This window comes from Serratia sp. 2880STDY5682894 (assembly GCF_001537385.1).
Lineage (GTDB): Bacteria > Pseudomonadota > Gammaproteobacteria > Enterobacterales > Enterobacteriaceae > Serratia > Serratia nevei.
This window is the reverse complement of sequence record NZ_FCJA01000005.1, coordinates 328,602-344,417: the sequence shown is the minus strand read 5'-3', so window position 1 is coordinate 344,417 and position 15,816 is coordinate 328,602. Positions and strand designations below refer to the sequence as shown.

Here is a 15,816-nt window from a genome sequence, read left to right as displayed (position 1 = left end):
GAGCTTGCCTTATTATTCAGCTTCTACGAAGCCTTCTTCCGCCTGAACGGCCAGATCTTGAGAACGACCTTCACGCACAGCGGCAGCAACGGCAGTCAGGTACAGGTTTACTGCACGGATTGCGTCGTCGTTACCAGGGATGATGAAGTCAACGCCGTCTGGGTTGGAGTTGGTATCAACGATAGAGAATACCGGGATACCCAGGTTGTTGGCTTCTTTGATCGCGATGTGCTCGTGATCGGCATCGATAACGAACAGTGCGTCTGGCAGACCGCCCATATCTTTGATACCGCCCAGGGAGTTTTCCAGCTTGGCCAGTTCACGAGTGCGCATCAGCGCTTCTTTCTTGGTCAGCTTGTCCAGGGTGCCGTCTTGAGACTGGATTTCCAGATCTTTCAAACGCTTGATGGACTGACGAACGGTTTTCCAGTTAGTCAGCATGCCGCCCAACCAGCGGTGGTTCACGAAGAACTGGTCACAGCTGTTAGCAGCGTCTTTTACCGCTTCGCTTGCTGCGCGCTTGGTACCAACGAACAGGATCTTGCCTTTACGGGAAGAGATCTTGCTCAGTTCAGCCAGAGCGGCGTTGAACATTGGTACAGTCTGCTCCAGGTTGATGATGTGAACCTTGTTACGAGCGCCGAAGATGAAAGGCTTCATTTTCGGGTTCCAGTAACGGGTCTGGTGACCGAAGTGAACACCAGCCTTGAGCATGTCGCGCATGGAAACAGTTGCCATGATTAAACCTCTATAGATTAATTGGGGTTATGCCTCCACGTATCCCATAACGCCGACCCTGGCGGCGACAAGTCACCTCAGGGCACCCCGGCGGATGTGCCGATACGTGTGTGTTATTTACACAAAATGAGTGCAGTTAAAGTATTTTCGGCCAATTCCTGCCAGGTCACAAGAACCAAGTCGCGGATCGCCGGCGCGCTTTATACCATAAACCCGCTGCAGACACCAACTTTTGTTGCTTTGCGCCGGGCATCGGGAAATGAAATTTGGCAGCCTCCGGCCGGGCTGATACCATAAGTCACTGCTTCTTATTGTCGACGATAACGACACCTGCGGACGAATTTCATGGCAATCTCAATTAAAACACCTGATGACATCCAAAAAATGCGCGTGGCCGGCCGCCTGGCCGCCGAAGTGCTGGAAATCATCGAGCCGCACGTCAAACCTGGCGTGACCACCGGCGAACTGGACCGTATCTGTCACGAGTACATCACCAACGAGCAGCAGGCCATTTCCGCCTGCCTCGGCTACCACGGCTTCCCGAAATCCGTGTGCATCTCGGTGAACGAAGTGGTGTGCCACGGCATCCCGAGCGATGACAAAACGCTGAAGGACGGCGACATCGTCAACATCGACGTGACCGTAATTAAAGACGGTTTCCACGGCGACACCTCGAAGATGTTCATCGTCGGCAAACCGACCATTCTGGGCGAGCGCCTGTGCCGCGTCACTCAGGAAAGCCTGTATCTGGCGCTGAAGATGGTCAAGCCGGGCATCCGCCTGCGCACCCTGGGCAAGGCTATCCAGCAATTCGTCGAGGCCGAGAAGTTCTCCGTGGTGCGCGAGTACTGCGGCCACGGCATCGGCGAAGTGTTCCACGAAGAGCCGCAGGTGCTGCACTATGATGCCGATGACGGCGGCGTGGTCCTGCAGGCGGGCATGGCCTTCACCATCGAACCGATGGTCAACGCCGGTGACTACCGCATCCGCACCATGAAAGACGGCTGGACGGTAAAAACCAAAGATCGCAGCTTGTCGGCGCAGTATGAGCATACTATTGTGGTCACTGATAACGGCTGCGAGATAATGACGTTGCGCAAGGATGACACCATCCCCAACATCATTACGCACGAGATGTAAGCACCGCGGCGAACGCCGCGTGCAGAATATCACCAGGCCGGCTTTTGCCGGCCTTTTTTATGGGCTGCGCACTATGTCTGACAATCTCCTTCAACAAGCGGCCCCGGCCGTGCCGATGCCGCCCGCCTCCCCCAGCACCTACGGCAACGACGAGCTCACCTGTCCGGTGCTGAAACAGCGGCTGGAGCAGTTCCAGCTGTGGCTGGCGGCAGCGTTCGACGCCGGTGCCAGCGCCGAAAGCCTAGTGGCGGCGCGCAGCGACTTCATCGATCGCCTGCTGCGCCGGCTGTGGACCTTCTACGGCTTCGAAGATATCCCGGAAACTGCGCTGGTGGCGGTCGGCGGCTACGGTCGCGGCGAGCTGCACCCGCTGTCGGACATCGACGTGTTGGTGCTCAGCCAGCGCCGGCTGACGGAACAACAGTCGCAGCGAGTCGGCGAATTCATCACCCTGCTGTGGGATCTCAAGCTGGAAGTGGGCCACAGCGTGCGCACCCTGGAAGAATGTCTGCTGGAGGGATTGGCGGACCTGACCGTGGCCACCAACCTGATCGAGTCGCGCATGATCTGCGGCGACGTCGCGCTGTTCCTGCAGATGCAAAAACATATCTTCAGCGACGGCTTCTGGCCCTCGCCGCAGTTTTTCCACGCCAAGGTCAACGAACAGCAGGAGCGCCACCAGCGCTACCACGGCACCAGCTATAACCTGGAGCCGGATATCAAAAGCAGCCCTGGCGGCCTGCGCGACATCCACACCCTGCTGTGGGTGGCGCGGCGCCACTTCGGCGCCACCTCGCTGGACGAAATGGTCGGCTTCGGTTTCCTCACCCAGGCCGAGCGCAACGAGCTGAACGAGTGCCAGAGCTTCCTGTGGCGCATCCGTTTCGCATTGCATCTGGTGCTGCCGCGTTACGACAACCGCCTGCTGTTCGATCGCCAGCTCAGCGTGGCGCAGCTGCTGCGCTATGAAGGCGAAGGCAACGAGCCGGTCGAACGCATGATGAAAGACTTCTACCGCATGACGCGGCGCGTCAGCGAGCTGAACCACATGCTGCTGCAGCTGTTCGACGAAGCCATCCTGGCGCTGGACGCCACCGAGAAGCCGCGCCCGCTGAACGACGATTTCCAGCTGCGTGGCGATCTGATCGATCTGCGCGACGAAACGCTGTTTATCCGCGAGCCGCAGGCCATCATGCGCATGTTCTACCTGATGGTGCGCAACCGCGAGATCAAGGGCATTTATTCCACCACCGTGCGCCAGCTGCGCCACGCACGCCGCCATCTGAAACAGCCGCTGTGCACCATTCCGGAAGCGCGCGATCTGTTTATGGCCATTCTGCGCCATCCCGGCGCGGTCTCGCGCGCGCTGGTGCCGATGCACCGTCACAGCGTGCTGTGGGCCTATATGCCGCAGTGGGGCAAGATCGTCGGCCAGATGCAGTTCGACCTGTTCCACGCCTATACCGTCGATGAACACACCATCCGCGTGCTGCAAAAGCTGGAGAGCTTCGCCGATGCGCAAACCCGGCCACGCCATCCGCTGTGCGTAGAGCTGTACCCTCGCCTGCCGCACCCGGAATTATTACTGTTAGCGGCGCTGTTCCACGATATCGCCAAAGGGCGCGGCGGCGATCACTCGATCCTCGGCGCGGAAGACGTGGTGGAGTTCGCCGAACTGCACGGCCTTAACTCGCGCGAAACCCAACTGGTGGCCTGGCTGGTTCGCTGGCACCTGCTGATGTCGGTCACCGCGCAGCGCCGCGATATCCAGGATCCGACGGTGATCCAGCAGTTCAGCAGCGAAGTGCAGAGCGAAACCCGCCTGCGTTACCTGGTGTGCCTGACGGTGGCGGATATCTGCGCCACCAACGAAACCCTGTGGAACAGTTGGAAACAGAGCCTGTTGCGCGAGCTGTACTTCGCCACCGAGAAGCAGCTGCGCCGCGGCATGCAGAACAGCCCGGATCTGCGCGAACGCGTGCGCCATCACCGCCTGCAGGCGCTGGCGCTGCTGCGCATGGACAACATCGACGAAGAGGCGCTGCACCGCATCTGGAGCCGCTGCCGCGCCGATTATTTCCTGCGCCACTCGCCGAATCAGCTGGCCTGGCACGCCCGTCACCTGCTGGCCCACGACTCCACCCAGCCGCTGGTGCTGGTCAGCCGGCAGGCGACGCGCGGCGGCACCGAGATATTTATCTGGAGCCCGGATCGCCCCTACCTGTTCGCCGCCGTCGCCGGCGAGATGGATCGCCGCAACCTGAGCGTGCACGACGCGCAGATCTTCACCAACCGCGACGGCATGGCGATGGACACCTTTATCGTGCTGGAGCCGGACGGCAGCCCGCTGGCGCAGGATCGCCACGCGGCGATCCGCCAGGCCTTGCTGCAGGCCATCACCCAGCGGGAGTACCAGCCGCCGCGCGTGCGCCGGCCTTCTTCCAAGCTGCGTCATTTCAGCGTGCCGACCGAGGTGACCTTCCTGCCGACCCACACCGATCGCCGCAGCTACCTGGAGCTGATCGCGCTTGACCAGCCCGGCCTGCTGGCGCGGGTGGGCGAAGTGTTCGCCGACCTGGGGCTGTCGCTGCACGGCGCGCGCATTACCACCATCGGCGAGCGGGTCGAGGACTTGTTTATCCTGGCCGACGGCGAGCGACGCGCGCTCGATCAGGAAACGCGCAGAAAGTTGGAGCAACGGTTGACAGAGGCCCTCACCCCAAACGATAAAATGTGATACAAGTAACTTTTTACCGACAACATCAGGAAAGAGAACAGCATGCAGCAATTACAGAACGTTATTGAAAGCGCCTTCGAGCGCCGTGCGGACATCACCCCGGCGAACGTAGACACCGTAACGCGCGAAGCGGTAAACCAGGTGATCGGCCTGCTGGACAGCGGCGCCTTGCGCGTCGCCGAGAAGATCGACGGTCAATGGGTCACCCATCAGTGGCTGAAGAAAGCCGTGCTGCTCTCTTTCCGCATCAACGACAACAAGGTGATGGACGGCGCGGAAACCCGCTACTACGACAAGGTGCCGATGAAGTTCGCCGACTACGACGAAGCGCGCTTCCAGAAGGAAGGTTTCCGCGTCGTGCCGCCGGCCACCGTGCGCCAGGGCGCGTTCATCGCGCGCAACACCGTGCTGATGCCGTCTTACGTTAACATCGGCGCCTACGTCGACGAAGGCACCATGGTCGACACCTGGGCCACCGTCGGTTCTTGCGCGCAGATCGGCAAAAACGTTCACCTGTCCGGCGGCGTCGGCATCGGCGGCGTGCTGGAGCCGCTGCAGGCCAACCCGACCATCATCGAAGACAACTGCTTCATCGGCGCGCGCTCCGAAGTGGTGGAAGGCGTGATCGTGGAAGAAGGCTCGGTGATTTCGATGGGCGTATACCTCGGCCAGAGCACTCGCATCTATGACCGCGAGACCGGCGAAATCCATTACGGCCGCGTACCGGCGGGTTCGGTGGTGGTTTCCGGCAACCTGCCTTCGAAAGACGGTTCTTACAGCCTGTACTGCGCGGTGATCGTCAAGAAAGTCGACGCCAAAACGCGCGGTAAAGTCGGCATTAATGAGTTATTGCGCACTATCGACTAAATTGAAATAGCGGGTGATTCACCCGCTATTTTTTTGTCTGCGTTTCGCTGGCAGTCACAGTCGCAGATCTCGCTTTCCGCCATAATTGCAGTCGTGGAATATAACGATCACATCTAAAGAGGGCGCAGTATGTACGATAACTTGAAGAGTTTGGGCATCAATCAACCGGAAGACGTCGATCGCTATAGCCTGCGTCAAGAGGCCAACAACGACATCCTCAAGATCTATTTCCGCAAGGACAAGGGCGAGTTCTTCGCCAAGAGCGTGAAGTTCAAGTACCCGCGCCAGCGTAAAACCGTGGTGGCGGACAACGCCGGCCAGGGCTACAAGGAAATTCACGAGATCAACCCGAACCTGCGCTACGTGATCGACGAACTGGATCAGCTGTGCCAGCGCGATCAGGTGGAAGTGGATCTGAAGCGTAAAATCCTCGACGACCTGCGCCATCTCGAAGGCGTGGTGTCGCACAAGATTGCCGAGATCGAAGCCGATCTGGAAAAACTCACCCGCGGCAAATAATGCGGATCGGTTGACCCGCATCATCGCCAAGGCGCCCTTTCGCGGCGCCTTTTTACTTTACGATTGCAGCAGCGTGCCCCACTGCTCGACCCACGGGCAGGCGGCCACTTCCGGCTCCGGCTGTTCCATCGCATCGATCTCCAGCACTTCGCTCACACGGGTGGCGCCCTGCTCTTGCAGCAGCGCGTCGAACGCGCGCCCGGCGCCGCAGAAGTTGTCATAGCTGCTGTCGCCGAGGGCGATCAGCCCATAGCGCAGCTCCGGCTGGTAGCCGACCTGATCGCGAATGGCGTGGAACAGCGGCGCGATGCTATCCGGCAGATCGCCCTGCCCGGTGGTGGAGGTGATCACCAGCGCGTAGTGCTGACGATAAAACTGCCAGGCCTCCAGCGTGCCCTCTTCGAACAGTTTGACCTCATGGCCCTGCTCGCTGAGGATGTTTTGCGCCTCTTCCGCCACCAGCAGCGAATTGCCGTAGACCGTTCCCACGAAGATACCAACCTGAGCCATGGCTCCTACTCCCTTCATTACCTTTAAAAATTGTCAGCTATCCTGACCGTTAGCCGCGCTAAACTCAACCCCGGCAAGTTCAGGGAATACCCCCGCCCAGCCGAACTGTGCCATCACCCCTTGCCAGTCTTCGTCCCAGCGCGCCGTCACCCGCAGCGGCTCGCCGGTCATCGGGTGCGTCAGCTGCAGATGACTGGCGTGCAGCATCAGGCGCGGGCAGCCGAAATGCTGCGCCATACCGCGGTTCTGCCGCAGATCGCCGTGCTTGCTGTCACCGATGATCGGATGGCGAAGATGCGCCATGTGGCGCCGCAGCTGGTGCTTGCGGCCGGTTTCCGGCTGCAGCTCCACCAGGCTGTAGCGCGCGCTGTCGTAGCGGCCGACGGCCACCGGCATCTCTACCTGCGCCAGCGGCCGGTAGTGCGTCACCGCCGGCTGCGGTCCCTTATCGGCATCGGCATGTTTATCGGCGATTTTGTCCAGCTCAGCCGTCAGCGGGTAGTCGAGGGTCGCCCCCTCCTGCACGTAGCCGCGCACCACCGCATGGTAGGTTTTCTGCACCTGATGCTGCTCGAACTGCTGCGACAGCAGGCGCGCCACCTCGCTGGAGAGCGCCATCAGCAGCACGCCGGAAGTCGGGCGATCGAGACGGTGCACGGTAAAGACGTGCTGCCCGAGCTGATCGCGCACCGTCTGCATCATAAAGCGAGTTTCATGACGGTCCAGCCAACTGCGGTGCACCAACCAGCCCGACGGCTTGTTCACCGCCACCAGGTGTTCATCCTGATACAAAATCTCAATCACATCGCTTTCCCAGGTAAATAGCCGTTTCGGGCGCGAGTATAACAGGCGTGCGGCTCAGCGCTAGTTCACCCATTCGATGGTCACCAGGCGCGTATCGGCGCGGCCGCGATCGTCCACCGCCCGAATGCGGTAGCGCCCGTTGTTGATCGGCCGCCAGTCGATCGGCTTTTTGCTGGCGCTGCTGCCGAGATAGATATCGTCGACGAACCAGTACACCGTCTTGCTGTCGGCGTCCGTCACCGCGTTGAAGGCGATTTTATCTCGCCCCTGCTGCGACTGGCGCAGGGTATAGGTGGTGTTTTTCAGCGGCGAAGTGATGCGCGGCGCGTTGCCGCCGACGGCGACGCCGTTGTCCTTGCAGCGGTTGACCGGCGGCGCCCGCTTCGGCAGCCCGGCCTGGGCGAACACGTTGGCCAAATCGGAAGGCCAGAACTCAAAGATTTCGGTGCGGGTCTGCGCCGCGTCATACGGCGGGCAGACGACCTCGCCGCTGTGAATATCCAGCACCACCGGCCGATAGACGCTGTCGACCTTGATCGGCGATTTGCCGGGAATAAACCAGGTCTTGCCCTTCTGCTGGCACCACGGCGTGGGCAGATCGCCGCTGGCGAGACAGATCTCCACCCGCCGCAGCCGTTGGGGGAACGGGTGCTTCGGTTCACGCAGGCCAGGATAGCTGGCGTTGACGCTGTCGATGATGTTGAAGAACAGCGGCGCTGCCGCCTCGGCGCCGACCAACGCATTGTTGCCGCGCCCGTCGAAGTTGCCTTCCCACACCACCAGCACGTAAGGGCCGAAAATCCCGACGCTCCAGGCGTCGCGAAAACCCCAGGAGGTGCCGGTCTTCCAGTACACCGGCAGTGAAGAAGAACGTTGCGCCAGCGTATCGCCCGGCCGCCGATGCTGGCGCAGCATATCCAGCGTAATGAAACTGGCCTCCTCGCTCAGCAGCCGAACCGGCGTCGATTCGGCCTCGTTCAGCTGCATACGCAGCGGCCGCAGCTCGCCACGGTTCGCCAACAGCGCATACAGCTTCGCCAACTCCTGCGCCGTCACCTCGCCGCCGCCCAGCACCAGCGACAACCCGTAGTGGCTCTCACTGGCCATATTGGCCACGCCGGTCAGACGCAAAAACTGATAAAAGGTCGGCTGGCGCAGCTGCGAGGCGACATACACTGCCGGGATGTTGCGGCTGAAATTCAGCGCATCGGTGGCGGTCACCGGGCCGAGAAAGCGCCGGTCGAAGTTTTCCGGCGCATAGGCGCCGAACGACGAAGGCACGTCTTTCAGGATGGTCATCGGATGCAGCACGCCCTGCTCCATGCCCAGCGCGTAGATAAACGGCTTCAGCGTCGAACCCGGTGAGCGCTTGGCGTTGGTACCGTTTACCTGCCCCTGGATCGGCCGATTGTAATAGTCCGCCGATCCCACCAGCGCACGCACCCCCATATCGCGGCTGTCCACCAGCAGCACCGCGGCGTTTTGGATGCCGCGGCTGCGGTTGCGGGCGATAAACGCGTTGACCTGCCGCTCGACCAGCCGCTGCAACCCGGCGTCCAGCGTGGTATCGACGCGCGTATCGCGCTGCACCAGTTGCTGCGTCTGCAGCCGTAACTGCTCGATAAAGTGCGGCGCGATATAGGGCACTTGCTCAGGCTGTCGCAGCGCCAGCGGCAGGCGGAACAGCGTTTGCTGGCTGGCGTCGGTGGGGTAAACCCGCTGCCAGCGCTGGAACAGACGGTTGCGCGCCTGCGTCAATGCAGCGCCGAGCACGCCGGTTTTCGGCTCCAGACGGTAGCTGGGCGACTGCGGCAGCACCGCCAGCGTCAGCGCCTCCGGCAGGGTCAAATCCTTCGGCGACTTGGCGAAATAGATCAGGCTGGCAGCGCCGATGCTTTCGATGTTGCGGCCGTAGGGGGCATAATTCAGGTAGGCTTCCAGGATATCGTGCTTGGAGTAGCTGAGCTCCAGCTGCACCGCGCGCAGCACCTGCAGCAGCTTGCCGCCCGGCGTGCGGGTGTTGAGATGCCAGCGCATGCGCGCCAGCTGCATGCTGATGGTCGACCCGCCCTGCATTTTGCCGCCGGCGACATAGCTGCGCCAGAAGCCACGCATCAGGCTAACGGGGTTAAAGCCGGGGTTGTAGTAGAACCAGCGGTCTTCGTGCAGCAGCAGCCCACGCACCGCCAGCGGCGACACCTGCTCCAGCGGGGTCCACAGCCGGTAGCGGTCGTCGTTGGCCAACGTGATACGCAGCAGCGCGCCGTGCCTGTCGTAATAGACGGAAGACTGCGGCAGCCCCTGCCACAGGGACGGATGCGGCCACAGCCGAATCGCGGTCAGCAGCAGCGCCAGTAAAAACGCCGCCATCAAGCCGTTTTGCAGCACGCGCCCGGTCAGGATCTTCATACGTTCTCACCACCCCGGCGCCAGACGCTGGCCTGGCGCCGGATCCGGCCTAGTCGTTGCCCGCCGGCACTACCACCAGCTTGCCGCCGCCGGCCGACATCGCCTGCACTTCACGGTCGTACATGGCTTCGCCGTAGGCCGGTGGAACAATAAAGCTGCCGGTATTGGTGGCCTTGATCTGATAGACGAACTCCTGCACCTCGGTGCCGGCGCTGCCGTAGATAATCACCCGATCTTCACGGATATCGCTGTAATCCGGCGCCCAGGTGGAGCCGGTAGCGGCCAGCGGCGACTGCCAACCGCCGCGGTCTTCGCTCTCCTCGCCGGCGTCGGCCGGTTCCGGCGGCGTCTGCTGCACCACTTCGAACCCGCCCGGCAGCAGATCGACGATCGCCAGGTTGCTCTGCCCCTCTTTCGAGTTGGCGCGCACCTTCAGATGGACGTTGATCTTCTGCCCCAGCGTCACCTGCGTTACCGGTTTGCCCTGTTCGTCGGTGTAATCGCGAACGATCTCAATCCCGCGCGACAGCGCTTTTTGCGGCGCATTCAGGTCGTAACCGGCCTGCGTCACCACATACCAGGCCGGCGCATTGCCGCCGTTGGTGAAGCGCACAGCGGTAGCATCGGCGTTGAACTGCCCCTGCACGAACAACCCCTGCAGCTCACTGATGCGCTGCGGCTCGCCGCCGGCTTTGCCTACCTGCACGATGCCCAAGGCATCCGCATTGGCGGATTGCGCCGCCACCTGGGCCGAATAGCTTTCCAGCGCCAGAATGCTCATCGCGGAAGAGTAGGTGGTGTAACGCTCTTCTTTCAGCGCCTTGACCATATTCTCCAGCACCTGCGGCGGGATCGACGCCACTTTCTCCGGGAAGTGACGGGTAATCAGATACAGCCGAGTCGCATCCTGCACCAGCGGATCGAAATAATTCTGCGTCCACCAGGCACTGTCATACGCCTTGCTCAGCTGCTGCCAGCTCGGTTGCAGCAACGCGGCGGCTTCGTCGTCCATCTTCAACAGACGGTAGGAAGAAGCCAGATACAGCGCGCTCAGATCGGTTTTCCACCCTTCGCCATAGCGTTTTTGCAGCGTATCCTGCACCGCCGCCAGCGAGTTGGTGGTCACTTCGCCCTGCAGCGTCAGCAGGTAAACCGCCCAGCTGCGCAGGCGCAGCAGATACAGATCGTCGAATCCGCTGGCCGCCAGCTCGCGCAATGCGCCGTTGGCCTCGTCCAGCATGCCTTCCGGCAGGGCGTAGCCCGCCGCTTTGGCTTCGAGCAGATACTGCACCACATAAGGCGTGACGAAAGGATCGGCATCCGGCGACGAACGCCAGGCGCCGATCGCCCCGCTGTCGTTCTGGCGCGCGCGCAGCACGCCAAGCAGGTTGCGCAGCTGCTTGCTGACTTCCGCCTGGCTCAGGCTGCTTTTCATCTCTGGGTGGCGGCTCTGCAGCATCAGCGGAATGGAGCGGCTGACGATCTGCTCGGAACAGTAATACGGGTAATCCGCCAGGTATTGCGCCAGCCCGCTGGTCAGCACCAGCGGCGAATTCGACACCGCCGCCCGGCGCTGCGCGAAAGCGTCGAACATCTGGCGCAGGCCATCGACATTCTGGCTGCTGCCGCTCATGCGCCCCATCACCGACTGGGTGCGGTACGGCGCCGCCGGCCGCACCGAGGTGCTGACGGTGCGGCGGCTGGCCTGGTCGCCGTAACGGGCGTCGAACACCAGCGGTGCATCGCCCAGCGCGGATTTGGCGCGCAGACGGAAAGTGATCACACCCTCGCGTTTTTCCGCCAGCGTCAGGCTTTGCGTCGCGTTGCCCACCACCTCCAACTGCGGCGGCGGCGTCAACAGAACGTTGATGGCCACCGACTGGCCGTTCAACCCTTCGAGGTTGTTGCTGACGCCCACGCTGACGTCGAACTCGTCGCCCGGCGCCACCATCGCCGGCACGTTCGGCGTCATGATGAAGTTGTCGCGCACCGTGGCGGCGGTTTGCGCCTTGCCGATTTTCTCCGGCGTCACCGAAATCGCCATCACGCGGATCTTGCCGTTAAAGTAGTCCGGCACCGGGTAGACGAACTGCTTCTCGCCGCTGACCTCGGTAATGCCGGACCAATAGGCCACCGGCTTGTCGCGTTTGCGCTTGAACGGGTTGAGGTTGAGATCCAGCCCTTCGCCCGCGTCGCCGCCCGGCGCCGCGGTCAGCGCCATCAGCTTGCTGAACTCCGGCAGGATCAGGTCGAGGATCTGCGAGCTGCTCACGTTCAGTTCACGCTTGCTGAAGAAGAACTCCAGCGGATCCTTCAGGCGGTAGCGCGCCACCTGCAGAATGCCCTCATCGACGGCAAACAGCGCCACCTGCTGCGGCGCGTCGGTCTTGACCGTCATCGTCAGGTTTTCACCCGGCTTGATGACTTCCGGCGCCGTCACCTCGAGGCTGTTTTGCCGCGCCTGGGTACTGATCTTGAACGGCATCACGCCATAGCTCAGCGGGCTCATGAAGATTTCACTGGAGTTGATGTCGCGCACGAACTGCACGTTGATGTAGCCGTTGCCCTCCATGCCGGCCGGCACGCGGATCTTCTGCACCGAGCTGGTGGTATCGGTGTGGAACCACTGCCAGGCGTAAACCTTGTCCTTCTCGATGGTGATCAAGCCGCTACCGGTATAAGGCGCGTTGATCGCCACCTCGATCTCCTCGCCCGGCTGATATTCCGCCTGGTTCAGTTTCAGCTTCAGTTCGGCGTTGCGATCCAGCGAACGGCTCAGGTTGGCGTTGCCGGCCACGCTGTAGGCGACGCGATTGAGCGTTTTGCCCTGCGCATCTTCAATCACCAGCACGAAGTCGCCCGGCTTATCGCTCGCCAGCCGCAGATCCGCGCTCTGCTCGCTCAGCGCCAGCGGCTGTTCCGACAGCTGCACTTCCTTCATCTTCGACTGGTATTTGTAAACGCCCGAATCCTGTTTGGTCAGCACCGAGATGTATTTCTGCTCGATCAACACCTGCTTCAGGTTCGGCATGGCGATCTGCTGCAGATTCGGATCGATGGCGATCACGTTCAGATGCCGCTCCGCGTCGCGGTTGATGTAGCCCAGATCGCCGTCCGCCTTCACCCCAATCAGGTAATCGTAAGGCGAAACCAGCGTGCGGGCGGTAGCCGCCACCGAGCGCCCGCCGCCGGCGACGAACGCCTCCGACAGCAGCTGCAGCTGATAGGTGGCGTCGGCGTAGGATTTCAGATCGAGCGGGATTTCGGCCGCGCCGTGCTCATCGGTGGTGCGATCTTCCAGCTCGGTTTCGAACCCATCGCTGTTTTGCCGGTTTTCATAGAACGCATAATCCGGGAAGCGATCGAAGCTCGGATACATCGGCCGCAGCGTCAGCCTGGTGGTCACACGGCGATCCTGCGCCGGGGTACCGAACAGGTTCTGCACATCGATGCTGGCCTTCAGCTCGGACGGTTTGACCCAGCCTTGCTGGCGATTCGGCGTCAGCGCCAGCTTCACTTTCAGCTGATCCGGCTCGAACTCCTTCACATTGACCGCGGTATGGCCGAGCAGCGTGGAGGTATCGTTGTTTTTGCCGATCAGATACAGATAGACGTTCCACTCGCCGGTGGGCGAGTTTTCATCGGTGGTATAGCTCAGCTCGTTGAAACCGCTGGCGCCCAGCGTCAGCGGCACGGTGGTCATCAGCTTGTCGCGCGGATCGCGGACTTCGGCGCGCACCGGCACGCCGGCCAGGCCAACGCGCCAGTCGGCGGCGCGGGTGATCAGGCCAATATTGAAAGTATCCCCCGGTCGATAAACGCCGCGATCGGAGAACAGGTAGCTGCCGAGCGTGCGCGGATCGGTCGGCGTTTGTTCACCGGCGACGTCGAAGCGCGAGAAGTCCAGCCCGCGATCGTTATAGCTGCCGGTCGGCAGGAAGGAGACATCCCCTTCCTTTTCCACCAGGAACATCACCGGCTGGCGCTCGTTGGTGTACACGTCGAGCGCCGGGAAACGCACGTGGCCGTCGGCCCCGGTGGTTTGGCTGAGCAGCGTCACGCCGTTTTTGGCCACTACCGACACGTTGGCGCCGCTGACCGGCGCGCCGCTTTGAATCGACTGCACGAAGACGTCGCGCGTCTTATCCTGCGAGCTCTTGGCGACGATGCCCAGATCGGTCACCACCACAAAGCGCGAATCGCCGACGTCGGGCTGATCATCCCCGGTGCTCTCGTCCGGTTCCTGTTCTGGTTCGGCGCCCGCCTCTTCCGCCGCCGGTTTCCGGTTCGGCTGCCATTCAGACAGCGTCAGCAGGAACACCCCGCGATGGGAACTGGCGTTGGTGGAGAGATAACGGGAGAGGTCGATGCCCTGATAGTTCACTTCCCCCGGCCGCTCGTTATTGAGCGCCGTCTGGTATTTGAAATGCTCGGTGAAATATTCGTCGTTGAGCCGGTTGAATTCCGCGGACGAATATTCCCGGCTTTTGAAGGAGACGATGTGTTGCAGCTGGCTCGGGATCACCCGCTTGATGTCCAGCCGCAGGCCCGCCACGTTGCGCGCCGCCACGCTGATCTGTTTGTCGCCGTTGACCGACAGCAGCGAGCCTGCGGACATGAACTGCAGCGATTTCGGGAACTCCGGCACTTCGACCACCCGATAAACCTTCTTCGGCATTTTGTAACCGCCGACGGAGACCAGTTGGTTGTCTATCTCGATCAGCACGAAGCGGTGCGCCGGAGCTTCAAAGCGGAAGCTGAACTGCGGCTGGTAGGCTTCTTCCGCCTCGTTAAGCGTCAAAGGCAATGCCGTCGCCTGCGCCAGCACGTTTTTACCGACGCTGTCGACCGTCCATTGATAGAAATCTTCGGCATCGTTGGCGGCCTCGGCGTCGCTCGGATCGTGCTGCGGCAGCAGCCAGGCTTTGGTGGCCCGCGCCAGCTCTTTATCCTTCACCGCATCGCTGAAACCGACCACCAGCGCACGCTGCCCTTGGCCGCCGTCGGTATCCACAACCTGTGCACTGGCGTCGCTCAGCGCCAGACTGTACAGCGTCGGGACTTTGACCCAGTTGCTTTTCGCCTCTTCGACCGCATTGCCGGCCGCCGTCGATTTGACGCCCTTGCCGACGGTCAGATGCACAGCGCCGCCCTGATCCAGCGCCTGCAGCGGCTCGGAATGCACCCAGGCGTTCAGTTTTTTCTCGTCATAGACCAGAGAGAAGTTCAACTTTTTCTCGGAGGAAGTGCTGCCTTCTTTCAACCCCAGCGAAATCTGTTTTTCAAAGCTGGCGACGTCGACCGGCGCGTTGAACTTCAGATTGAAAATCGCGCTGCGTTTCTGCGCATCTTGCGGATCGCGGTAATACTCAGCCTGCCCCAGGCGGTAATCGAACGCGGGCACGGTGAAGGCATAGCGGGTTTTGGCCAGTTTGATCTGCGGTGCCAGCAGGGTGGCGGGCTCAAGGGTCACGTCATACTTCGCGCCCATCGGCAGCGGCTTTTTCGGCGTGAACAGCAGCGTCGACTCATTGCTCCATGCCCACTGCCCTTCCGCCGTCGGCTTCAGAGTGATGCCGGCGCTCACGGTTTTACCCACTGCGGCGATCGGCGCGACCGACCCGCTGAAGGTCAGGCTCACCGTTTGCGGCGCCTGCCGGGCGGCGGCGTAATCTATCGGCTCGGGGTTGGCAAGCGATGCGCTGACCTCCTGAACCACCATCGGTGCAGGTTCGATAGGCTGAGGCCGGTTTTGCCACCAGTGCCAGCCGTAAAATGCGCCGCCTGCGGCGCCAGCCAACAGCAACAGGCCTAAACCGATCGCTTTCGGGTGTTTATCCACGCCGCTTTCGAGCCGCAAAAAACCGCGCGGCAGCGCAGCCCACCAGGCCGGCGCACGCCAGCTGAGGTTGCCGACCAGCGGTCTCAGCAACCGCCCCAACAGCGACAACGCCCCACCCAGCAGACGACAAACGCCCTTAACCAGGGTAAAAGGCAAACGCAGGATAAACCTTAATAAATCCATTATTGCAGCACCTCATCATCCTAATGCAGCCCCCGGTCAACCGCCGCGGTTCAACCGAGCCGAAAGA

General features: G+C 61.7%; 9 protein-coding genes. 4 read left to right on the top strand and 5 right to left on the bottom strand.

All coding sequences use genetic code 11. The features are described 5' to 3' along the window. Positions 1-12: 12 nt before the first annotated feature. The gene (rpsB, locus tag AWX27_RS14170; RefSeq protein ID WP_016929891.1) at positions 13-738 is read right to left on the bottom strand and encodes a 30S ribosomal protein S2; all 726 of its coding nucleotides are present in this window, start codon (positions 736-738) and stop codon (positions 13-15) included. A 345-nt stretch (positions 739-1,083) separates the two neighbouring features. Here rpsB and map point away from each other — a divergent pair, with 345 nt between their 5' ends. From map to AWX27_RS14150, 4 genes are all read left to right on the top strand, one after another. Then, a complete protein-coding gene (gene map, locus AWX27_RS14165; protein WP_004931936.1) occupies positions 1,084-1,878 on the top strand; it encodes a type I methionyl aminopeptidase in 795 nt (264 codons plus the stop codon). Between the two features lie 73 nt (positions 1,879-1,951). Continuing rightward, entirely contained in the window at positions 1,952-4,615 is a 2,664-nt protein-coding gene (gene glnD, locus AWX27_RS14160) for a bifunctional uridylyltransferase/uridylyl-removing protein GlnD (protein WP_047730854.1), read from the top strand. 42 nt (positions 4,616-4,657) lie between these two features. Continuing rightward, positions 4,658-5,482, top strand: a complete 825-nt coding sequence (gene dapD, locus AWX27_RS14155; protein ID WP_004931932.1) for a 2,3,4,5-tetrahydropyridine-2,6-dicarboxylate N-succinyltransferase — start codon at positions 4,658-4,660, stop codon at positions 5,480-5,482. Between the two features lie 129 nt (positions 5,483-5,611). Next, the gene (locus AWX27_RS14150) at positions 5,612-6,001 is read left to right on the top strand and encodes a DUF3461 family protein (protein ID WP_004931929.1); all 390 of its coding nucleotides are present in this window, start codon (positions 5,612-5,614) and stop codon (positions 5,999-6,001) included. A gap of 57 nt (positions 6,002-6,058) precedes the next feature. Here the strand turns inward: AWX27_RS14150 and AWX27_RS14145 are convergent, their stop codons facing one another. From AWX27_RS14145 to AWX27_RS14130, 4 genes are read right to left on the bottom strand one after another with little or no spacing between them, the layout of a single operon-like run. Next, positions 6,059-6,511 carry a flavodoxin gene (locus AWX27_RS14145; RefSeq protein WP_033654121.1) on the bottom strand — a complete coding sequence of 151 codons (453 nt, stop codon included), beginning with the start codon at positions 6,509-6,511 and terminating at the stop codon, positions 6,059-6,061. A gap of 33 nt (positions 6,512-6,544) precedes the next feature. Beyond that, the gene (gene truC / locus AWX27_RS14140) at positions 6,545-7,315 is read right to left on the bottom strand and encodes a tRNA pseudouridine(65) synthase TruC (RefSeq protein WP_060423062.1); all 771 of its coding nucleotides are present in this window, start codon (positions 7,313-7,315) and stop codon (positions 6,545-6,547) included. A 60-nt stretch (positions 7,316-7,375) separates the two neighbouring features. Further along, the gene (gene pbpC, locus AWX27_RS14135; RefSeq protein WP_060423059.1) at positions 7,376-9,724 is read right to left on the bottom strand and encodes a penicillin-binding protein 1C; all 2,349 of its coding nucleotides are present in this window, start codon (positions 9,722-9,724) and stop codon (positions 7,376-7,378) included. A gap of 49 nt (positions 9,725-9,773) precedes the next feature. After that, entirely contained in the window at positions 9,774-15,749 is a 5,976-nt protein-coding gene (locus AWX27_RS14130; RefSeq protein WP_060423056.1) for an alpha-2-macroglobulin, read from the bottom strand. Positions 15,750-15,816: the final 67 nt, after the last annotated feature.